Origin of the sequence: Nonomuraea deserti (assembly GCF_004348685.1) — a bacterium.
GTDB lineage: Bacteria > Actinomycetota > Actinomycetes > Streptosporangiales > Streptosporangiaceae > Nonomuraea > Nonomuraea deserti.
In genome coordinates this window covers 1-21,598 of the sequence record NZ_SMKO01000187.1, presented here as the reverse complement: position 1 = coordinate 21,598, position 21,598 = coordinate 1, and the positions used below count along the sequence as shown (strand labels likewise).

Here is a 21,598-nt window from a genome sequence, read left to right as displayed (position 1 = left end):
CCGGCCCTTCTCCCCTGGCGGCCGCTGCCGTACCGCCGCCCCCTTCCCCTCCGGTGGACGGTTCCGGGCCGGTGGACGGTTTCTGGCCGGGGTCCTTCGGGGTTTCTCGCAGGGCGTCGCGGAGAGACTCGCGGCGGAGCCCGCCGGACGCGGCCAGGGCGCCGGCGACCGCGCCCATCCTCGCCAAGTAGCCACGCAGCGCCTCCGACGCCTCGACCAGGCGTTCGGCGAGCGACAGCTCCAGTGAGATGGACGCCACGTGCGCGAGCGTGTCGTCGGGCCGCTGCGCCTCGGCCATGCAGGCGGCCAGCAGCGCGTCCTTGTCGCCGAAGGCGCGGAAGACGGTGCCCTCTCCGATGCCCGCCGCCCTGGCGACCTGGGCGGTGGTCACGGAGGTGCCGTACTCGACCACCAGGGGCAGGGCGGCCTTCACGATCATCTCCCGGCGTTGTTCCGGGCTCATCGCCGGCGCGCGGCGCCGGCCTGTGGGATTCGTCATGCCTTCGACGGTACGGAGTGAGCACTCACTCCGTCAACGCCTTTTCCCGGAACACCCCCGCAGTGTCCGCGAGACCACGGACGTCCATGCCGAGAACGCGGGGGATCCCGGCATGGACGGTGTTCGTGGCGGGCCGACGACGACGGCGGGCCGAGCCCGTCAGGCGGGCGGGCCGGGCTTGAGCCGGGCGGCCCTGGCGCGCAGGTAACGCTCCTGAGGCCGGCTCATCGCACGACCGGCCGCCTCCTCGTACGCCTCGCGGGCGGCCGCGTGGTCGCCGGACATCTCCAGCAGGTGCGCGCGGACCGCGCACGGCCGGTGGTCACCGGCCAGCCGGTCGTCGTGCTGGAGGCGTTCGAGCAGGTCGAGGCCCGCCTGAGGGCCGCGGGCCATGGCCACGGCGACGGCGTGGTTGAGCGCCACCATGGGGTTGGCGGACAGCTCCAGCAGCCGCTCGTACAGGGCCACGATCTGCGGCCAGTCGGTCCCCTCCGCGGTGCGCGCCTCGTCGTGCAGCGCCGCGATCGCCGCCTGGAGCTGGTACGGGCCGGGCGTGCGACGGGAGAGCGCGGCGGTGACGAGGGCGATGCCCTCCTCGACGGCCGCGGCGTCCCACAGACCGCGGTCCTGCTCGGCCATCGGGATGAGCGCGCCGTCGGGGCCCGTACGCGCCGGTCGCCGCGCGTCGGTGAGCAGCATGAGCGCGAGCAGCCCGGCCACCTCGGCGTCGCCGGGCAGCAGGCGGTGGACCACGCGGGCGAGCCTGATCGCCTCCGCCGCCAGCTCCGCGCGCTGCAGGTGGGGCCCCGAGGAGCTGGAGTAGCCCTCGTTGAAGATCAGGTAGAGCACGTGCAGCACCGCGCCGAGGCGTACGGCCCGCTCGCCCGCCCTGGGCAGCCGGAACGGCACCCCGCTCCGCTTGACCTGGTCCTTCGCCCGCGTGATGCGGCGCGTCATGGTGCCCTCCGACACCATGAAGGCGCGGGCGATCTCCTGCGTGGTGAGGCCGCCCACCGCGCGGAGCGTGAGCGCGATCTGCGAGGCGGGCGCGAGCGACGGGTGGCAGCACATGAACAGCAGGACCAGCGTGTCGTCCGACGCCGGGGCGGGCTGGTCGGCGGCGGGCGACAACCACTCCTCCGGCAGCGTCCACGAGGCGAGGGTGTCCTCGCGGCGCCGGCGCGCCTGCTCGCTGCGCAGCAGGTCGGTCAGCCGCCGCGACGCCACGGTGATCAGCCAGGCCCGCGGGTTGTCCGGCATGCCCTCGTCCGGCCACTGCAGGGCGGCCGCGAGCAGCGCCTCCTGCACGGCGTCCTCGGCAGTGGCGAAGTGCCCGTACCGCCGGACGAGCGCGCCGAGGACCTGCGGCGCCAGCTCGCGCAGCAGATCCTCGGTCTCCGGCTCGCCCGTCACTCAGAATCCCATGTCCGCCGCGGAGTCGATGATGGGCCTGACGTCGGCGTAGGCGTCGTCGTACGCCCCGCCGGGGTAGGGGCACCGCCCCAGCTTGGCGGCGATCTCGGTGGCCCGGTCGAAGCTCTCGCAGTCGACGATCCAGTAGCCGGCGAGGACCTCCTGGGTCTCCGCGTACGGCCCGTCGGTGACGACCGGCCGGCCGTCCTTCGACTCCAGCCTCCTGGTGTGTACGGGCGCCGCCAGCCCCCGGGTCTCGACGAGCTCCCCCGACTCCTCCAGCTCCCTGTTGAACTCGGTCATGAACGTGACCATCGCCTCCACGGCCTCCGAGGTCCAGGCGGCCTCGTCGCCGGAGTCCTTGCCCGACAGCACGTCGTAGTCACGCTGCGAGCCGTACGAAAGGATCATGTACTTCATCGTGGTGGGTCCTTCCTCCGTTGCCTCTCGCCGGGGACGTCGGAGCCGAGGCGGCGCACCGGACACGTTCCGGAAAAGATTCACACGAGCGCGCCGCCGCCGTCCACGGTCATGACCGTCCCGATGACGTACGGGCCCGCGCGTAGGGCACCATCGAAGGCGTGCCATACGCAACCATCGGCGGCGTCAAGCTGTCCTACCAGGTCCGCGGCGCCGGGCCGCCCCTCGTGCTGCTGCAGGGCCAGGCCAACGACCACGGCTGGTGGGACCCGGTGCGGGCCGACTTCGAGCCCGCGTACACCACGATCACCTTCGACTACCGGGGCACCGGCGACAGCGACAAGCCCGACGAGCCGTACACGACCCGCGGGTTCGCCCGCGACGTGCTGGCCGTGCTCGACGAGCTGGACGTGCGGCGGGCGCACGTCTACGGCACGTCGATGGGCGGGCGGGTGGCCCAGTGGCTGGCGGCCGACCATCCGGAGCGGGTCGGTGCGCTGGTGCTCGGGTGCAGCTCGCCGGGCGGCGCCCACGGGTTCGAGCGGGGCAACGACGTCCGAAAATCGCTGGCCCAGCCGGACCGGGCGGCGGCCGAGCGGGCGCTGCTGGAGCTCATGTACACACCCGCCTGGCTGGCCACGCATCCCGGCCCGTATCGCACCGTCGGCGACCCGCGCATGCCGGCGTACGCGCGGCGCCGCCACCTGGCCGCCAGCGGCGGGCACGACAGCTGGGACGCGCTGCCCGCCATCACCGCCCCGACACTGGTCGTGCACGGCACCGACGACGTGTTCAACCCGGCGGCCAACGCGCCGCTGCTGGCCGGCCGCATCCCGGGTGCGCGGCTGCGGATGGTGGAGGGGGCGCGGCACGCGTACTTCGAGGAGTTCCGCGAGGTCGCGAGCCCGCTGGTGCTGGAGTTCCTGGCCGGATCGGCCCGAGCGGTCTAGCTCGTGGCCTGGGTGAGGAGTAAGGCTGGTCCGCCACGTACGCGACTTCGCCGCCGCCGTTCACTGACGTACGGCGGAGATGGCTCTCACGTCGCGGAGGTGGGCAGATTCCAGCTCGGGCCGTCAGGAGTTCGCAGCCATATCCGTTGTGCGCTGGGCGTGATGGTGATCCCGAACGCGGATTGATGAGGACGGCCCGCGCCGTCCCAGAGGTGGATCGCCTTCTCGATGGAATCCCACAGGCGTTGTGGGCCGTTCTGGCGGACCACCCCTTCCTCGCCCTTGGCCGAGATCCATGCCCATGACTGCGAGACGTGGTCGGTGAGCAGATGCTCGGCGGGTCCGTCATCTGCGAAGACCAGCGAGTGCTGGGTGTCGGGGGCGGCGAGCTGGGCCACCCATGTGGAGGTCCAGTCCTCCCAGACGTCGGTGGGGTCGAGTCTTGCCGGGCGGAGTGACCCGACCCGGCTCTGAGGGCGGGCCATCTTGACTTCCTCCCCACGGCTGAAGCCGGGGGATTCCAACCGTCGCCGGTTGGTCTTCCTGCTTCACCGCCAGCCGCCCGCCGGGCTTGCGCCCTTGAGGTCTTACACCAGCTCCACAGGCGTTTCAGCTCTCCGCCAGCCCGGCGGCGAGCACGTTCTTGGCCGCGTTCACGTCCCGGTCGTGGACCGCGCCGCAGGCGCACGTCCACTCCCGGACCTTCAGCGGCATCTCCTCCTGCAGCGTCCCGCACCGCGAGCACAGCCTGGAGGAGGGCAACCAGCGGTCCACCGCCACGAGCGTGCGCCCGTACCAGGCCGCCTTGTACTCCAGCATCGACCGAAACTCGCGCCAGGAGGCGTCGGAGACGGCGCGCGCCAGCGAGTGGTTCTTGACCATGTTGCGGACGGTCAGGTCTTCCACGGCGATCACTTGGTTCTCGCGAACAAGCCGGGTGGTGACCTTGTGCAGGTGATCCCTTCTACGGTCGGTGATCCGGGCGTAGACCCGCGCCACCGTGAGCCGGGCTTTGGCTCGGTTGTTCGATCCCTTGGTCTTGCGGGCGAGTGCCCGCTGCGCTTTGGCCAGCCTGCGCCGGTCGCGCCGCTCGGGGCGCGGGTTGACGATCTTCTCCCCGGTGGACAGCGCCGCCAGCGCCGTGATGCCCGCGTCCACGCCCACCGACTGCTCGGCCGGAGCCAGTGGTGCGATCTTCTCCTCGGCGAGGATGGACACGAACCAGCGCCCGGCCGCGTCCCTGGACACGGTGACCGTGGACGGCTCGGCTGTCTCGGGAAGCGGGCGCGACCACACGATGTCCAGCGGCGTGTCCATCTTGGCCAACGTCAGTGTGCCGTCGCGCCAGCGGAACGCCGAGCGGGTGTACTCCGCGCTCGCGCGTGCCTTCTTCCTGCTCTTGAAGGTGGGATATCGGGCGCGCTTGGCGAAGAAGTTCGCGAATGCCGCCTGAAGGTGGCGCAGCGCCTGCTGCAACGGCACGGACGACACCTCGAACAGGAAGTCGTAGTCGCCGCTGCGTTTCCACTGCGTCAGAGCGGCCGACGACTCCACGTAGGAGACGCGACGGCCTTGCAGGGTGTAGGCGCGGGTGCGTTCTTCGAGGGCCTTGTTGTAGACGAGGCGGACGCAGCCGAACGTCCGGGCAAGCTCTTCGGCTTGGCCGGCGGTCGGGTAGAAGCGGTATTTGTAGGCCCGCTTCACGATCTGCGCCACGCGTCACATGGTACCGCTCGATCGGCTAAGCATCGTGCGTGTGTTCGGTATGCGGCGCCGTGCCGCGTTTCCTCCCCAGGGCTGAAGCCCGAGGTCTCCACGCTTAAGGAGATTCGATGACCCCCCTGCCGGATCTGACCCCCGACGAAGCGCGCCGGATCATCCTGCGTGCCCAGGGCCTCATCGGCGCCGACGCACGCAAGGGTGGGGTGCACACCATGCTGCGCAGGCTCGGCGCCGTGCAGCTCGACACGATCTCGGTCCTGGCCCGCTCCCACGAGCTGGTCGCCTACGCCCGCCTGGGCGCGGTCGGCAGGTCCAAGGTCGAGCGCGCCTACTGGCACAATCCCGCTCAGAGCTTCGAATACTGGTGCCACGCGGCCTGCATCCTGCCCATCGAGCACTGGGCGCTCTATTCGTTCCGCCGCCGCGCCTACCGCGAGCGGCGCTTCCGCTGGCACGAGGTCCCCGACGACGTCGACAAGCTCCTGGAGAAGGTTCGCGAGTCGGGGCCGCTGACGACGTCCGACGTGGGCGGCGCCAAGAACGGCGGCCCGTGGTGGGACTGGTCCGACTCCAAGATCGGCCTGGAGTGGCTGCTCGACATCGGCGAGCTGGTCTGCACCCGCCGCGTCGGCTGGCGGCGCGTCTATGACCTGGCCGAGCGCGCCGTCCCCGCCGACCTGCTGGGCGACGACCTGTCCGACGAGGAGTGCATCACCCGCCTGGCCGCCGTCGCGGGCCGTTCGCTGGGCGTGGCCAACCGCACCGACCTGATCGACTTCCTCCGGCTCAAGGGGCGTCACGCGGCGATCCTCGACGAGGTGCTGCTCAGCGGGGCCGCGGGGCTGGTGCCCGTGACCGTCACGGGCTGGCCGGGCAAGAAGGGCCATGCCAACGCCTGGGCCGATCCGGCCGCCCTGGCATCCGAGGCGCGTGGCCGCCACCGCACGACGCTGTTGTCGCCGTTCGACTCGCTCATCTGGCACCGCGGCCGCACCGAGCGCGTCTTCGGGTTCCGCTACACGATGGAGCTCTACGTGCCCAAGCACAAGCGGGTCCACGGCTATTTCACGATGCCGGTGCTGGCCGGCGGCCGGTTGATCGGCCGCGTCGACCCGGCGCGCGAGGGCACCACCCTGGTGGCCAGGCAGCTCAGCCTGGAGCCCGGCCTCTCCTCCGCCCGGTGGGCCGACGCCATGCGCGAGGCTCTCTGGTCGGCGGCAGGCTGGGTCGGCTGCGACTCCGTCCGCGTCGACCGCGCCGACCCTCCCGAACTCGCACCGATCCTGACCACGGCCGGTCGGGTCTGAGCACCGTTTCACGTTCCGGGGAGGCGCCATGTCCGAGATCTTCGCCTGGGCGCACCAGGCGGGGGTCCGGCCGGAGCCCGTCCCTGTGGACATCTGGCGCCAGCTCCCTGGAGTTCTGCCGCCTCGAGGTGATCGACGGGCAGGCCGCGCGAAGGCGTCGCCGGCATCGGGGGCCTCGCACGCACTGGACCTGGACTCGGCGGCTACCGGCTCGTCCCGGTGCTCCAACCAGGCTCCGTGACCCGCGTCGAGGGGCCGATCCGAGTCCGTGTCGACTGGATCGGCTCCGTTACTGGCCGCCGCGTCAGGTGATCTCCAGCATGCGTTCGCGGACCGCGTAGACCACGGCCTCCATCCGCGAGTGCAGTTGCAGCTTGTCGAGGATGTTGCGCACGTGGTTCTTCACGGTGTTCTCGGAGATGAACAGCTGCTTGGCGATCTCGCGGTTGTTCATGCCCTTGGCCACCAGCCGCAGCACCTCCATCTCCCGGTCGGTCAGCCGGGGCACGGGCAGCTGGGGCGGGCGCTCGGCCTCCTTGCGGCTCATGTTGGCGAACTCGCTGATGAGCTTGGCCGCCATCGCCGGGTTGATTAACGACTGGCCCTCGTGCACGCCGCGCACCGCGGCGGGGACGTCGTTGATCTGGACGTCCTTCAGCAGGTAGCCGGTGGCTCCCGCCTTGATGGCCTCGAAGAGGTCCTCTTCCTCGTCGCTCACCGTCAACATGATGATGCGGGTGCTCGGGACGGAGGCCTTGATGCCCTTCGCCGCCTCGATGCCGTCCTGCCGCGGCATGCGCACGTCCATGAGGGCGACGTCGGGCATGAGGCGATCGGCCAGTTCGACCGCCTCCTGCCCGTCGCTCGCCTCACCGACCACCTCGATGTCGGGCTCAGCGGCCAGCGCCAGCGCCAGGCTGCGCCTGATCAGCTCGTGATCGTCCACGATCAGCACACGGATCGGCTCGCTCTCGGACGCGCGGACCTCGCCGGACTCGGTCACGAGGCCTCCTTGCGCAGCCTCGTGACTGTGTGTTCATCGCTTCGCTCGCTCATCTGAACCTGACTGAGCTCGCTCACGTCTCCTCCTCGTCGGGGGGCCAGAGCCGTTGAACCGCCATGATGGCACGGGTGCCGCGGTTCTCGGGTGGTCGAGAAGATCTTTCAGCGCGCTGTCAGGGCTCTACGAGCCGCAGCACACCATAGTTGTAGCCGCGTCTGTTGTAGACGACACACGGCTGGCCGCTCTCCTTGTCACGGAACAGGTAGAAATCGTGTCCGACCAGCTCCATCTCGAGGAGGGCCTGGTCGATGGTCATGGGCTCCGCCCTGTGGAACTTCTCCCGGACGATGAGCGGACCGTCGCCGTCCATCTCGATCGGGACGATGTCGTCGTAGAGCCGGTCGCTCTTCTCCTGCTCGTCCTCGTCCGGCTCCTGGGCCTGCTCGGGGACGGTGGGGCGGGTGACCGGGGGAAGCCCGGCGGCGTCGGGGAGCGTCGCGGTGATCTCCGCGACCGAAGGCGGGCAGTGGTTGCCGTGATGGACTTTGCGCCGGTCGGCCAGGCGCCTGAGGCGGCCTTCCAGCTTGTCGAGGGCCAGGTCGAGGGCTGCGAACCGGTCGTCGGCCGACGCCTCGGCGCGGATGGCCGGTCCTTTCGAGTGAATGGTGAGCTCGACGCGCTCTCGCCGGTCGGCGAGGCGCGGGTTGCGTTCCTTCGACACCTCCACGTCGACTCGGATGATGTTGTTGTCCAGACGTTCGATCCTGGCCAGCTTGGTCGTCACGTGGTCTCGGAACCGATCACTCACTCCTGTGTGCCGGCCCTTGACGATGATGTCCATGCAACAGCCCCCCTTCGTCTAACGACTGAGCAAGAGCGCCCGACGATGTGCGTGCCGGGCGGGGTCATCTGTCTGCCTTTCTGCCACCGTTACCCTCTTCCGACTCGGCGTCACCGGGAACTCGGAGGGCACCCGTCCGGCCGACCTGGTCTTCGACCCCACATCCGCCTGCTGAGGGTCTCGCAGCTCAGTCGCCACTACTGCCCTTCTCTTCTGGCGAGGGACATCTGGCCCCTCGGGAAGGCAGGACTTACCCCTAAGCCGCACCGTGATCGGTCGACAAAGAGTCGCCTTACGTGGACCGTTTTGCCTGCGGCTGGCATCGGCTAGCAGAGCCGGGAACACCGGCCCTGCGCAACCACGGACCCGAACGGGTGCCATGTCAGAACGCTATCCGCATCCAGGGAGAATGTCAGCCGGAGGGTGGACCAAAGGATCACTTTCCGTGATTTTCCACGGGATGGAAAGCGCATTCCGGCACCCGGCCCTCCCGGCTGGCACCCCTTACGGGCACGAACGTCCTGACCGCTGAGCTGCCCCGGCACGTCACTCGGGCAAGGCACATGTCACCTTCAGGTTAGAGCGGCGAATTGGATCTTTCTTTACTCACCGTCACCGTAACGACTTCCAAGATCTTCGGCGTGTCGCGGCGACGGTGACCGCCAGCGGCGTCCGCACGCCGGCCGACCGCAGCGCCCGCGCGGCCTCGGCGAGGGTGGCACCGGTGGTCACGATGTCGTCCAGGAGCAGCGCAACGGGCGCTGGAGGGCCGCCGGCGGGCGAGGCGACCTGGAGTGACCCCGCGAGGTTGGCGGCCCTCTCGGCGGAGCTCAGGCCCGCCTGGTCGGCCACGCCCCGAGCCTGGACCAGCCCCGGCCACACCCGCGCCGGCACGCCCAGCGCCCGCAGGTCGCGCGCCACCAGCACGGCCAGCCGCCCCACCGGATCGTGCCCCCTGCCGCGCAGGCTCCGCCGCGCGCTGGGCACAGGGACCACCGCGAGCCGGCCGCGTGCCCACGACGCCTGCGTCCGCCCGATCGCCGTCACGGCGGTGAACGTCGCCGCCTGCGCCAGCACCCCGGCCAGCGCCACCGCGCCGCGCTCCTTGTAGGCCACCACCGCCTTCCTGACCACTCCGGTGTAGGGCGCCGCCGACCAGCAGTCGGGCAGGCCGGCCGGGGACGGGTCGGGCCCGCGCCGGGCGGGTGAGGCGGTCAGCTCGGCGACGCAGCCATCGCACAAGCGCGCCCCCTTGGCGCCGCAGCCCGCGCACGTGCCGGGGAGAACCAGATCGAGCACGGCAGTCAGCACGCCGCCCAGCATGCCGCCCGGCACCGACAGTTCTCCGGCGACCGCGGCGGTCCTCGGCAGACCGGCGGGGGCTTCGGCAGACCGGCGAGGGCTTCGGCAGACCGGCGGGGGCTTCGGCAGACCGGCGAGGGCTTCGGCAGACCGGCGAGGGCTTCGGCGGACCGGCGGCGGTCAGCCCAGCGGGAAGAGAGGGCTGCCGGCGTTGGACTCGACCTTCGGGACCCAGGTCTGGCGGTCCTGGTTCAGCTCGACGATCTTCGTCTCCTTGTCGGTCTTCACTTCCCCCAGCACCCGGTCGTCCAGCGCCGCGAGCGAGGCGAGCCGGTCCTTCAACGGCACCCCGACCGTTGCCCCGTCGCCGACGTTGATCTCGCTCAGTATCTGCCCGGCCTTGCTCTCCACCAGGACCAGCAGGTGCTCGTCATCGCTCCAGGTCACGTCGACGATCTCGTCCCCCATCTCGGTCGTGGTCAGGCTACGGAAGTTCCCGAGCACGAGCCCTTCGGGGGTCGAGATGAGCGCGCCGATCTGCACGGTGTTCTCACCCGTGGTGACGGACACCCGCACGCCGTCCCTGGCGATCCGCAGGCGGGCGACGTCAAGGCCGGCCAGCTTGGGCGCCGCGACCCGCTCGGGCCCCCGCCCGCTCGTCGGGTCGTACCGGAGCAGTACGCCGTTCTCGTTGTCGTACGTCCACAGGGACCCGTCCCGGTGGAACGTCGGCGGCGTGAGCTCCGTGCCCTGGATGACCTCCTGCCAGCGCCCGTCCTGCGCGAGTTTGGCCATGGAGATGCCGGTGGAGGTCTTGGCGGCGATGAGGGCGGTCTCCTCCTTCGACAGGGCGAAGTCGGTGTAGCCCGCGCGCTGCTCGCCCGCGGCGCCCGGCACGGCGCCGGCGGGGCCTTCCTTGCCCATGAAGTGCACGGCGCCGTTGTCGACGAAGTAGGCGGTGTCGCCCCCGTCGTCCAGCCAGGGGTCGGCGGGATCGGGCCGGTCGACGGCGTACGTCTCGCCGTCGACCTGGATCTCGATGATGCGCCCCTTGGCGACGTCGTTGTCGGCGAAGCTGTGCCTGATCTGCGCCCTGAGCGCGGCCTCCGCGCTCAGGTCGAGCGGGTCGAGGGGGCCGGAGAGGTTGACCAGCACGCGCTCCTCGTTCCACCTGATGGACTCGATCGTCGTGTCCTCGGGGAAGCTGGTGGTCACCGCGTCGCGAAGGGCCGTGGTGGGCTCTTCGAGCAGGCGTTCGAGTATGGTCCGCGCGAAGCTCTCCGTCGGCTTCATCCGCAGGCGCACGCGGTCGACGACGAGCCGGTCCGGCATGTCGGCGTTCAGGTAGTAGAGGTTCGCGGGACGGTACGCCCGCACCACGTCGGAGTTGGTGAGCAGGAGCCCGGCGGGCAGCTTGTTGACGAGGTAGCCGCCCTGCTGGGTCTTGACGAGCTCGAACGTCCCGCCGTCCCAGGCGCCGGCCGTGGGGGCGTAGGCGTCGTCGGTCCCGATGCTGGCCACCCACTGGGCCTTGAGCGTGACCTGCAGCACGGTCTCCGTGCCGTCGCGCGGCGTGGGATAGGCGATCTCGAACGCGTCCTCGATCACCTTCACCGGGCCGGCGGCGCTCCACTTGGACCGTGCCTCGGGGGTCAGGTACTGGGGCAGGATCGACGGGTCGTCGGCGTAGGCGGCCATGGCGGCCTGCAGGCCCTTGATGGTGTCCTCGGGCCCCCAGTTCGGCTGGGGCGGGATGGCGATCATGCGCTGGAACGGCTTGTTCAGCGGGTCGCCGCCGGTGCCGTCGTCGCCCACCATGTACGGGCCGGTCACGGGGATCACGGTGCACCCGGTGCCCGCGGCGACCACGGCGAGCACGATCGCGACCGCGAAGCCGAGCCGCCTAATCGTCGTCATGACCGCCCCCGTCCGCCGAGGCGGGCAGCAGTACGGGCGTCATGGCGCCGCGCCACGTACGCCGCATCTCGATCTCCGGCGGCACCAGCGACAGCGGCGAGCCCTTCAGGTCGGCCCCCGCCGTCCGGGGCAGCGTCAGCCTGAACTGCGAGCCCTCGCCCGGCTGCCCCCACGCCTGGAGCCAGCCGCCGTGCAACGTGGCGTCCTCGCGGGAGATCGCCAGCCCGAGCCCCGTGCCGCCGATGGTGCGCGCACGCGAGGGGTCGGCCCGCCAGAACCGGTCGAACACCAGCGTGTCCTCGCCGTTCCTCAGGCCGATCCCGTGGTCGCGTACGGCGATGGCGACGGCGTCCCTGTCGGCGCCCACGGTGACCACGACGTCCCTGCCCTCGCCGTGCTCGATGGCGTTGAACAGCAGGTTGCGCAGGATGCGCTCGACCCTGCGGTCGTCGATCTCGGCCATGCACGGCTCGTTGGGCAGCCGCAGCTCGAAGCGGGTCGCGTGGCGCTCGGCCAGCGCCTCGGAGTCGCCGATGGCCCGCAGCACGACGTCGCGCACGTCCACCGGGTCGAGGTCGAGCGTGGCGGCGCCGGCGTCGTAGCGGCTGATCTCCAGCAGGTCGGCCAGCATCGCCTCGAACCGCTCCAGCTGGGCCTGCATGAGCTCGGCGGAGCGGGAGGCCATCGGGTCGAAGTCCTCGCGGGCGTCGTAGAGCAGGTCGGCGGCCATGCGCACGGTGGTCAGCGGGGTGCGCAGCTCGTGGGAGACGTCGGAGACGAACTGCCGCTGGACCTGCGAGAGCTCCTCCAGCTGGTGGATCTTCAGCGCCAGGTTGGCGGCCATCTCGTTGAACGAGTTCGCCAGCCGGGCCAGGTCGTCCTCGCCGCGCACTTTGAGGCGTTCGTCCAGCTTGCCGGCGGCCAGGCGTTCGGCGGCCTGGCGCGCGAGGCGTACGGGGGAGACGACCTGGCGGGCGACCAGGTACGCGATCGCGGCGAGCAGCAGCACGAGGCCGAGGCCCACCACGACGATGGCGAGCCGGACGTTGGTGAGCAGCTCCTCTTCCTCGTTGAACGGGAAGAAGTGGTAGACCTCGTAGTTCTGGCCGCTGGTGGGCACGTGCACCACGCCGCCGACCACGAAGGTGAGCCGGGGCTGGTTCTCGCCGGGAAACTTGATCTGCTGAACGTTCCCGACGGGTTTGCCGTATTCGTGGTTGCGGATGTAGCGCTGCAGGTGCGCCCGGAGGTTCGGGGGCACGCTGGAGCGCACGACGCTGCCGGACGCCCGCGACTGGCCCGGGGTGGCCGGGTTGAGGATCAGCACGTCGTAGCGCTTCTTGGAGCCGTCCTCGCCCGACCCCGTGACGGCGTCCATGACCTCGTCCAGCGGGTTGGCCGCGCCGCTCTTGGCGGTGTCGGTGGTCTTGGTCTGCTCGTCCGTGTCGGGGGCGAGGGCGTCGGCGATCTGCAGGCGGTCGGCGAACGCGTCGCTGACGGAGGACTGCTGGCTGCTGTCGACCACCGACTTGTTGATCTGGCCGAACAGGAACGTGCCGAGCACCACCACCACGATCACGGAGATCACCAGCGTGCTGGTGACGACCTGGAGCTGCAGCGAACGCCGCCACACGCTGCGTGTCCTGCCCGCCGCACGACGAACCCGCCGGCGCGCTCCGCCGAGAATCTGGCGGAGCGTACGCCTGCGGGTTCTCGTTTTCCTGGTCGGGGGCATGGCAGGGCTGGGCGGAGGTCAGGCGGGTCCGGCTTTGTAACCCACGCCGCGGACGGTCACCACGATCTCGGGGTGCTCGGGGTCCTTCTCGATCTTGGCCCTGAGCCGCTGGACGTGCACGTTGACCAGGCGCGTGTCGGCCGCGTGCCGGTAGCCCCACACCTGCTCGAGCAGGACCTCGCGGGTGAACACCTGGCGCGGCTTGCGGGCCAGCGCGACGAGCAGGTCGAACTCGAGCGGCGTGAGGTTGATGGTCTCCTCGCCGCGTTTGACCGAGTGTCCGGCCACGTCGATGGTGATGTCGCCGATCTGCAAGATCTCGGGGGTCGGCTCGTCGGTACGGCGCAAGCGCGCCCGCACCCTGGCGACCAGTTCCTTCGGCTTGAACGGCTTGACGATGTAGTCGTCGGCGCCGGACTCCAGCCCGAGGACGACGTCGATCGTGTCGCTCTTGGCCGTGAGCATGACGATCGGAACGCCCGACTCCGCCCTGATCCTGCGCGCGACGTCGATGCCGTCGGCCCCCGGCAGCATCAGGTCGAGCAACACCAGGTCGGGGCGTGTATCCCGGAAAGCGTCAAGGGCTTTGTCACCGTCGGATACAAATGACGGCTCGAAACCCTCCCCCCGCAACACGATCCCCAGCATCTCGGCGAGAGCGGCGTCGTCATCGACGACCAGCACGCGACCTTTCATGGCCCCTCATTCGTTCTACGCATTGTGGGACATACCCGCACGATCGCTGAAGGTTACCCTTGGTGGGCTCATGAGTGTGACTCGGAGCCCGCAAAAGGCGAATTTCCGGTCCGCCCCCGCGATCGCCATCTCAGTCTGCGGTAACAGAGCAACTTTCTGCCATCCCTGGACGCGAACAGGAGCCGGATTCGCCGAAGAATGCGGCAAAGCCGGGGCGTCGGATCAGCCCGGCTGCACTCAGCGACCCAATGTCTCGCCCAGCATGCCAGGATTGGGGATATGTCAGACGGTCACGGTCCCACGCCCGAGACGCCATCAGGCTGGTCGGCCGAACAGCCCCCGCCCTACAGCGCCCCGCCGGCCTCGCCGTGGACCGCGCCAGGCTCGCAACAGCAAACCCCTTACGGGGCTCCCTACGGGCAGCAACCACCCCAACAGCCGCCTCACGGGCCGGGGCCCCAGCCACCTTATCCGCAACATCCGCATCCGCAGCCCGGCTACGGCACCATGCCGCCACCGCCCGCGCTCCGGCCGGGCATCATCCCGCTGCGCCCGCTGCAACTCGGCGACCTGCTCGACGGCACGATCAAGCTCATCCGGTCCAACCCGAAAGCCGTGCTCGGCCTGTCGGCCATCGCCGCCCTGCTCGCGTCCGTGCCCCTGGCGGTGGGGCAGGCGTTCCTGCTCAACTCCGTGGGCGGCGCGCTCGCCGACCCCGACAGCCTGGTCGCCACGCAGGGCGAGCTCACCGGCCTGTACGGCTTCGCCGCCCAGTACGGCGGCGCCCTGATCTCCTACGCCATCCAGTTCGTCGTGGTCACCCTGCTGACCGGCGTGCTGACCCGCATCCTCGGCCGGGCCGTCTTCGGCGGCAAACTCACCGCAGGCGAGGCCTGGCAGCTGGTCAAGGGCCGGGTGCCGGCGTTGTTCGGCGTGGTGGGGCTGATGGCGGCGATCATGCTGGTGCCCGCCCTCGTCTTCGTGATGCTCATCGTGGTCTTCTCGCTCAACGCCGGCTCCGGCGACCTCGGCTGGCTGGCCCTGCTGAGCATCCTGTTCATCCTCGTGTACATCGGCTACTACCTGTTCATCAGGACCCGCTTCGCGTTCGCCTCGCCCGCCGTGGTCCTCGAAGGGCGCGGCCCGCTCGACGCCATGCGCCGCTCGTGGCACCTGGTGACCGGCGACTTCTGGCGGGTGTTCGGCATCCTGCTGCTCACCTCGCTGCTCGTCGGGCTCGTGGCGGGCATCCTGTCGGTGCCGTTCACGATCGCGGGCACGCTCTTCGGCATGCTCGGCGCGGGCTCGGCGGCGACCGCGGTCGTGTCGGCCGTGCTGATCGCCATCGGCGGCACGCTGAGCGCCATGTTCGTCTATCCGTTCGAGGCCGGGGTCGCCGGTCTGCTCTACGCCGACCGCCGCATGCGGAGCGAGGCGTTCGACCTCGTCCTGCAGACCGCGGCCATCGAGCAGCAGCGCCAGGGCTGGGTGCACGCCTCCGCCGACGAGCTCTGGCACCCGTCCAACTCCGCCAGGTCGTGAGCCCGATCGACAGGGAGGAGGCCGCGCGGCAGGCCACGCGCGAACTGCTCGATCCCGCCTACGAGACGGAGTCGCTGCCCGACCGGATCTACCGATGGGTCATGCAGTTCCTGGGCGACCTCGTCGACGCGGCCACGGGCGGCGGCTCGGCCGGCGGGATCATCGCGTCCGTGGTGATCGTGCTGATCATCCTCGGGGTGATCGTGCTGATCTCGTGGCAGCTGCGCAGGTCCGCGCGTAGGAACGCGCCGGCGATGGGCGGGCTGTTCGGCGAGCGGGCGATGAGCGCGGCCGAGCACCGGCAGGCGGCGGAACGGCTGGCCGGCGAAGGGCAGTGGACGCCCGCCGTCCAGGAACGCCTCCGGGCCATCGCCCGCGACCTGGAGGAACGCGCGCTCGTCGACGGCATGCCCGGTCGCACGGCCGACGAGCTGGCCGCCGAGGCCGCCGTCTCCCTGCCGGGCCTCGCGGACGAGCTGGCCGCGGCGGCCCGCTCGTTCGACGACGTCACGTACGGCGGGGTGCCCGGCACCCGCGACGCCTACACGCGGATGGCCGGCCTCGACGACCGCGTCAGCCGGGCCCGCCCGGTCCCCGTCGTGTCCCCCGCGCCGGCGGGCGCCGCGCCTGGTGCGAGCCCGTGGCCGGGGAGCGGAGGGGCCTCATGAGCGTGGACACCCGCTCTCCTGGGAGCCCTCCCGTCGCCGGCGCGTCCCGGCCGACCTCCCCGACCCCCCGCTCCACCTGGCGCGCCGGCCGGCTCATCGTGCTCCTCGGCCTGGTCGTCGTGCTCGCGGCGGTGGCGAGCGTGCTGCTCGGCTCAGGCCGGGGCCCCGCACGCCCCCTCGACCCCGACGACACCTCGCTGATGGGCTCCAGGGCACTGGCCGAGCTGCTACGCGAGCGGGGCGTCACCGTCGACCGGGTCGACTCCACCCAGGCCGCCGTCGACAAGGCCGCCACGGGCGACCGCCTGCTGCTCATCACCGACCAGGCGTACGTCGACGTGGGCCGCCTCGCCGAACTCCCCGGCGACCGGCTGATCGTCGGCGACGTCATCGGCCTGCCCGCCCTGGCCCCCGGGGTGAGCACGCTGCCGCAGGCCGCGCGCCCCCGATCGCGCGAGCCCGGATGCCCGCTGCCCGCCGCCCGGGTCGCGGGCAGCGCCCACATGGGCGGCGTCGCCTTCCGCGGCCCGCCGGGGTCCACCGGCTGCTACCCGGCGGGCGACGGGCACACGCTGGTCAGCTACGCCAACGGCAGGGGCGTCACCACCGTCGTCGGCGACGGCGGCTTCATGACCAACCAGCGGCTGGCCGAGGACGGCAACGCGGCGCTCGCGCTCAACCTCCTCAGCACCGGCAAGCCCGTGACCTGGGTCGTTCCCCCGGAGAACCCGCCGCCCGGCGAGCTGGCCGGCGAGCAGGGCCAGTCGATGTACGACCTGATGCCCGGCAACGTCCGCTGGGTCATCTACATGGCGATCATCGCCGTGGCGCTCACGGCGTTCTGGCGGGGCAGGCGGCTGGGGCCGGTGGTGGTGGAGAAGCTGCCCGTCGTCGTCAGGGCCGCCGAGACGGTCGAGGGGCGTGGCAGGCTCTACCGGGCGAGGCACGCCAGGGAACGCGCGGCCGCCGCGCTGCGCGCGGGCACGATCGACCGGCTCACGGCCAGGCTCGGGCTGGGCCACGGCGCGGGGCCCCAGGAGGTCGTCGCGGCGCTCGCCGCCCGCACGGTGGAGGACCCGCACCAACTCGGCGCGGCACTGTACGGGCCGCCGCCGGCGGACGACGCCAGGCTCGTCGAACTGGCCGGATACTTGGATTTGATCGAAAGGCAGCTGAGTGAACTTTGACGAGACCTACCGCGTGACGAGTACGGGCGACTCGGCGAGAGAGGCGCTGGCGGCGTTGCGCACCGAGGTGTCCAAGGCCGTGGTCGGGCAGGACGCGGTGGTGACGGGGATGGTCATCGCGCTGCTGTGCAAGGGCCACGTGCTCCTCGAAGGCGTGCCGGGCGTGGCCAAGACGCTGCTGGTGCGCACGATGTCGGCGGCCCTGTCGCTCGACTTCAAGCGGGTGCAGTTCACGCCCGACCTGATGCCGGGCGACGTGACGGGATCGCTGATCTACGACGCGAAGACCGCGCGGTTCGAGTTCCGCGAGGGCCCGGTGTTCACCAACCTGCTGCTCGCCGACGAGATCAACCGCACCCCGCCGAAGACGCAGGCCGCCCTGCTCGAAGCGATGGAGGAGCGGCAGGTCAGCGTCGAGGGCGCGGCCCGGGCGCTGCCCGACCCCTTCGTGGTGTGCGCCACCCAGAACCCCGTCGAGTACGAAGGCACCTACCAGCTTCCCGAGGCCCAGCTCGACCGGTTCCTGGTCAAGCTGACCGTGCCGCTGCCGCCGCGCGAGCAGGAGATCTCGGTGCTCGACCGGCACGCCCGCGGCTTCGACCCGCGCGACCTGTCGGAGGTCAAGGCCGTCGCCACGGCCGCCGACCTGGCCGCGGGCCGGGAGGCGACGGCCGGCGTGCACGTGGCGCCCGAGGTGCTCGGCTACATCGTGGACGTCGCCCGCGCCACCAGGAGCTCGCCGGCGTTGCAGCTCGGCGTCTCCCCGCGCGGCGCCACCGCCCTGCTCGCGGCCTCCCGGGCGTGGGCGTGGCTGTCCGGGCGCCAGTACGTCACGCCCGACGACGTGAAGGCGCTGGCCAGGCCCGCGCTGCGGCACCGCGTCCAGCTCCGGCCCGAGGCCGAGCTGGAAGGGGCGACCGCGGACGGCCTGCTCGACGGCATCCTCGCCTCCGTCCCCGTCCCCCGCTGACGGGAGGAGCGACTCATGGCACGGAGCGAACCCGACGCAGCGAGCGGAGTGGAGGGCCGACGGAGGAGGCACTCCGCGCAGCGAGTGAGGAAGGTGAGCGACCGATGGCGCTGACCGGACGTGCCGGGCTGCTGGCGGCGATCGGGATCCTGGTGGTGATGTTCGCGCCCCTGCCGGGGCCCGCGCTGGCCGGGGTCTGCCTGCTGCTGGCCGCCGCGATCATCGTGGACCTGGTGTTCGCCGGCGCGGTGCGCCCGCTCAGGTTCCACCGCTCCGGCGAGACCCTGATGCGCCTGGGCCAGCGGGCCACGGTGGAGCTGGTGGTGGAGAATCCGGGTCCCCGGCGCGTACGCGGCGTGCTCAGGGACGCCTGGCAACCCTCCGCGGGAGCCTCGCCCCGCATCGCCCCGCTGGACGTGCCGGCCGGCGAGCGGCGCAAGGTCGTCGTGACCCTCGATCCGACCAGGCGCGGCGACCGGACGTCGGTGGCCGTCACGGTGCGCTCGGTCGGGCCGCTCGGCCTGGCCGCCCGCCAGGGCAGCCACCAGGCTCCGTGGTCGGTGCGGGTGCTGCCGCCGTTCCTGTCGCGCAAGCATCTGCCCTCCAGGCTGGCCAGGCTGCGCGAGCTGGACGGGCAACATCCGGCGCTGGTGCGCGGGCAGGGCACCGAGTTCGACTCGCTGCGCGAATACGTGGTGGGCGACGACGTACGCTCCATCGACTGGCGGGCCACCGCGCGCCGCCACGACGTCGTGGTGCGCACCTGGCGCCCCGAGCGCGACCGCCGCGTGCTGATCGTGCTCGACACCGGCCGCACCTCGGCGGGCCGAGTGGGCGACGCGCCGATTCCCCTGGCCGGCGCGGAGGGACGCGGCGGCGGGCTGCCGGCCCAGTCGTCTCTTGGGTCGTCTCTTGGGTCGTCTCTCGGGCCGTTGCTCGGGCCGGATTCGCGGCCGGCGCCCGGCTGGCCGCGGCTCGACTGGTCGATGGACGCCGCGCTGCTGCTGGCCGCCCTGGCCGCCAAGGCCGGCGACCAGGTGGACTTCCTGGCATACGACCGGGCGGTACGCGCGTGGGTGAGCGGGGAGTCGCGCACCGAGCTGCTGTCGTCGCTGGTCAACGCGATGGCGCCGATCGAGGCGGAGCTGATCGAAGCCGACTCGCAGGGCATGGTGGCCGCCATCCTGTCCCGGGCCAAGCGGCGCTGCCTGGTCGTGCTGCTGACCGACCTGAACTCGGCGGCGCTGGACGAAGGGCTGATGCCGGTGCTGCCGCAGCTGTCCGCGCGGCATCTGGTGCTGGTCGCCGGGGTGTCCGATCCGCGGGTGGCGGCCATGGCCGGCCGCCGCGACTCGACCGAGGAGGTCTACGACGCGGCGGCGGCCGAGCACGCGCAGCTCGGGCGCCGGCGCATCACCGCCAGGCTGCGCCGGCACGGGGTCGAGGTGGTCGACGCGGCGCCGGACGACATCGCACCCGCGCTCGCGGACGCGTACCTGGCGCTGAAGGCCGCAGGACGCCTCTGACGGTCTGGCGCGCTAGGCCGAGGGGGCGACGTCGGGGGCGCGTTCGAGGTCGCCGGTCTCGTTCCGCGCCAGCGCCCGGCGGCCGAAGACGATCACGTACGTCAGGAAGACCGCCTCGGCGAGCACCCCGATCCCCACCCGCGCCCACGTGGGCAGCCCGGACGGCGTCACGAACGCCTCGATCAGCCCCGACACGAACAGCACCACGACCAGCCCGAGCGCCACGCTCATCACCGCCCTGCCCTGCTCGGCCAGCGCCTCGACCCGCCTGCGGGGGCCGGGGTCGACGACCGTCCAGCCCAGGCGCATGCCGACGGCCGCCGCCAGGAACACCGCGGTCAGCTCCAGGAGCCCGTGCGGCATGATGAGGCCGAAGAAGATATCCAGTTTGTCCCTCGAGGCCATGAGGCCGCCGGAGACGGCGACGTTCTCGGCGTTCGCGTAGAGCGCGTACGGGATCGGCAGCCCCAGCAGCACCGAGTACGCGATCATCAACGCCGAGACCCACGCGTTGTTCACCCACACGCGGCTGGCGAAGGACGCGGCGGGATTCTCCGAGTAGTAGTCGGCGAAGTCCTCCTCGACCAGCTGGGTGATCTCCTCAGGGCTGGCGATGGCGGCCTGGACCTCGGGGTTGCTGGCGACCCACGCGCCCATCACGAACGCGACCACCAGGAACGCGGCCGAGCTCGCCAGCCACCACCACCGGGCCCGGTAGGCCACCACGGGGAACGTCACCGTGAAGAACCTCGTCAGCTCCCGCCAGGCCGGCGTGTGCGCGCCGGTCACCGCGGACCTGGCCCTGGCCACCAGCGCGGACAGCCGCCCGGCCAGCATCGGGTCGTTCGACGAGGAGCGCACGATGGACAGGTGCGTCGAGACCCGCTGATACAGGTCGACCAGCTCGTCCACCTCGACGCCCGTCAGCGACGAACGATTCTTCACCAGGTAGTCGAGCCGGTCCCACACGGGGCGGTGCGCGGCGACGAAAGCATCGATGTCCACCCGAACATTCTGGCCGCTCAATCAGCGCGACATAGCCGTTAGGCTCCACTTATGTCGGAGGTTGTGACCGGCGACGCCGTCGTCGTCGAAGTGCGGGTGGCCCAGATGCCCTCGCGGGCGCTGGCGATCATCATTGACATGGCGGTGCAGTTCACGGCCATGTTCGGCGCCTACGCGCTCTTAGGAGCCTTCGCCGGCATCACGGATCTGGCCATGTTCAGCGCCGTCATGATCGTGCTGCTGGTGCTGGTGATGATCGGCTACCCCGTGATCTTCGAGTCCGTCACCAGGGGCCGCAGCCTCGGGAAGCTGGCGCTCGGGCTCCGGGTGGTCAGCGACGACGGCAGCCCCGAGCGCTTCAGGCAGGCGCTGTTCCGCGGGCTGGCCGGGGTGGTGGAGTTCTGGCTGCTCGCCGGCGCGCCGGCGCTGATCGCCTCGCTGGTCTCGCAGCGGGGCAAGCGGCTGGGCGACGTGTTCGCGGGCACCATCGTGATCTCCGACCGGGCGCCGCGCGACGCGGGGCAGGTCATCATGATGCCGCCGCCGCTGGCGACTTGGGCGGTCACGCTGGAGCTGTCCCAGCTGCCCGACGAGGTGGCGCAGGCGGCCCGGCAGTACCTGTTGCGCTGGGCGGACCTGTCGCCGCAGGTCCAGCACGAGATGGGCGTGCGCATCGCGACCCAGGTTGCGTCCTTCGTCTCCCCAGCGGCCCCTGCCGGGACGCCGCCGTACGCCTACCTGAGCGCCGTCCTGGCCGAGCGCCGCCGCCGGGAGCAGGCCCGGTTCGCGCAGCGCGCGGGAAACGGCGGCGCGCCGCAGGCCCCGTACGCGCAGCAAGGCCCGCCTCCACCGGTCCCTGTCTCTTATATACATCTGACGCTGCCGACGACTAGTC

Annotated in this window: 19 protein-coding genes and 1 pseudogene; 8 read left to right on the top strand and 12 right to left on the bottom strand. The window is 71.4% G+C overall.

The features are described 5' to 3' along the window. The 3 genes from E1292_RS40895 to E1292_RS40885 all read right to left on the bottom strand — a co-directional run. A partial coding sequence (locus tag E1292_RS40895) for a TetR/AcrR family transcriptional regulator (RefSeq protein ID WP_246090679.1) occupies positions 1-499 on the bottom strand: 499 nt, incomplete at its 3' end. A 159-nt stretch (positions 500-658) separates the two neighbouring features. Further along, the gene (locus tag E1292_RS40890) at positions 659-1,912 is read right to left on the bottom strand and encodes an RNA polymerase sigma factor (protein ID WP_132604400.1); all 1,254 of its coding nucleotides are present in this window, start codon (positions 1,910-1,912) and stop codon (positions 659-661) included. Beyond that, positions 1,913-2,332: a YciI family protein gene (locus E1292_RS40885; RefSeq protein WP_132604397.1), complete on the bottom strand. Its 420-nt coding sequence runs from the start codon at positions 2,330-2,332 to the stop codon at positions 1,913-1,915. It abuts the gene before it with no gap. Positions 2,333-2,493: 161 nt separating this feature from the next. Here E1292_RS40885 and E1292_RS40880 point away from each other — a divergent pair, with 161 nt between their 5' ends. After that, a complete protein-coding gene (locus tag E1292_RS40880) occupies positions 2,494-3,282 on the top strand; it encodes an alpha/beta fold hydrolase (protein ID WP_132604394.1) in 789 nt (262 codons plus the stop codon). An 86-nt stretch (positions 3,283-3,368) separates the two neighbouring features. On the opposite strand, the gene E1292_RS40875 is transcribed toward E1292_RS40880, so the two are convergent. Together E1292_RS40875 and E1292_RS40870 are read right to left on the bottom strand one after the other, a co-directional pair. Next, positions 3,369-3,767: a methyltransferase domain-containing protein gene (locus E1292_RS40875; RefSeq protein WP_132604391.1), complete on the bottom strand. Its 399-nt coding sequence runs from the start codon at positions 3,765-3,767 to the stop codon at positions 3,369-3,371. A 40-nt stretch (positions 3,768-3,807) separates the two neighbouring features. Beyond that, positions 3,808-4,998, bottom strand: a pseudogene (locus E1292_RS40870) (RNA-guided endonuclease InsQ/TnpB family protein); the annotation flags it as partial. 116 nt (positions 4,999-5,114) lie between these two features. On the opposite strand from E1292_RS40870, the gene E1292_RS40865 reads away from it, so the two are divergent. After that, entirely contained in the window at positions 5,115-6,311 is a 1,197-nt protein-coding gene (locus E1292_RS40865; protein ID WP_132604385.1) for a winged helix-turn-helix domain-containing protein, read from the top strand. Between the two features lie 304 nt (positions 6,312-6,615). Here the strand turns inward: E1292_RS40865 and E1292_RS40860 are convergent, their stop codons facing one another. From E1292_RS40860 to mtrA, 6 genes are all read right to left on the bottom strand, one after another. Then, complete coding sequence (locus E1292_RS40860) at positions 6,616-7,314, bottom strand: response regulator (RefSeq protein WP_132518859.1); 699 nt, start codon at positions 7,312-7,314, stop codon at positions 6,616-6,618. Positions 7,315-7,486: 172 nt separating this feature from the next. Beyond that, complete coding sequence (gene hpf / locus E1292_RS40855; RefSeq protein WP_132604382.1) at positions 7,487-8,155, bottom strand: ribosome hibernation-promoting factor, HPF/YfiA family; 669 nt, start codon at positions 8,153-8,155, stop codon at positions 7,487-7,489. Positions 8,156-8,767: 612 nt separating this feature from the next. Next, entirely contained in the window at positions 8,768-9,466 is a 699-nt protein-coding gene (locus E1292_RS40850) for a ComF family protein (RefSeq protein WP_132604379.1), read from the bottom strand. A gap of 171 nt (positions 9,467-9,637) precedes the next feature. Then, on the bottom strand, positions 9,638-11,374 hold the full coding sequence (locus E1292_RS40845) for an LpqB family beta-propeller domain-containing protein (protein WP_132604376.1): 1,737 nt from the start codon (positions 11,372-11,374) through the stop codon (positions 9,638-9,640). Beyond that, complete coding sequence (gene mtrB, locus E1292_RS40840; protein WP_132604373.1) at positions 11,361-13,109, bottom strand: MtrAB system histidine kinase MtrB; 1,749 nt, start codon at positions 13,107-13,109, stop codon at positions 11,361-11,363. Before mtrB ends, E1292_RS40845 begins: the two co-directional genes overlap by 14 nt. Before the next feature lie 18 nt (positions 13,110-13,127). Further along, entirely contained in the window at positions 13,128-13,805 is a 678-nt protein-coding gene (mtrA, locus tag E1292_RS40835; protein ID WP_043620615.1) for an MtrAB system response regulator MtrA, read from the bottom strand. A gap of 507 nt (positions 13,806-14,312) precedes the next feature. Here mtrA and E1292_RS40830 point away from each other — a divergent pair. From E1292_RS40830 to E1292_RS40810, 5 genes are all read left to right on the top strand, one after another. Beyond that, a complete protein-coding gene (locus tag E1292_RS40830) occupies positions 14,313-15,347 on the top strand; it encodes a DUF7847 domain-containing protein (RefSeq protein WP_246090678.1) in 1,035 nt (344 codons plus the stop codon). Beyond that, a complete protein-coding gene (locus E1292_RS40825; protein ID WP_181958377.1) occupies positions 15,344-16,015 on the top strand; it encodes a DUF4129 domain-containing protein in 672 nt (223 codons plus the stop codon). Before E1292_RS40830 ends, E1292_RS40825 begins: the two co-directional genes overlap by 4 nt. Beyond that, the gene (locus E1292_RS40820) at positions 16,012-17,202 is read left to right on the top strand and encodes a DUF4350 domain-containing protein (RefSeq protein ID WP_132604367.1); all 1,191 of its coding nucleotides are present in this window, start codon (positions 16,012-16,014) and stop codon (positions 17,200-17,202) included. Before E1292_RS40825 ends, E1292_RS40820 begins: the two co-directional genes overlap by 4 nt. Then, the gene (locus E1292_RS40815; protein ID WP_132604364.1) at positions 17,192-18,172 is read left to right on the top strand and encodes an AAA family ATPase; all 981 of its coding nucleotides are present in this window, start codon (positions 17,192-17,194) and stop codon (positions 18,170-18,172) included. The genes E1292_RS40820 and E1292_RS40815 overlap by 11 nt, the downstream gene beginning before the upstream one ends. Positions 18,173-18,276: 104 nt before the next feature. After that, positions 18,277-19,698, top strand: a complete 1,422-nt coding sequence (locus E1292_RS40810; RefSeq protein WP_132604361.1) for a DUF58 domain-containing protein — start codon at positions 18,277-18,279, stop codon at positions 19,696-19,698. Between the two features lie 12 nt (positions 19,699-19,710). Here E1292_RS40810 and E1292_RS40805 read toward each other — a convergent pair whose 3' ends face one another. Then, positions 19,711-20,703 (bottom strand): stage II sporulation protein M, encoded by a 993-nt coding sequence (locus E1292_RS40805; protein ID WP_132604358.1) that lies wholly within the window; start codon positions 20,701-20,703, stop codon positions 19,711-19,713. A gap of 51 nt (positions 20,704-20,754) precedes the next feature. Here E1292_RS40805 and E1292_RS56340 point away from each other — a divergent pair. Beyond that, a partial coding sequence (locus E1292_RS56340) for an RDD family protein (RefSeq protein ID WP_181958376.1) occupies positions 20,755-21,598 on the top strand: 844 nt, incomplete at its 3' end.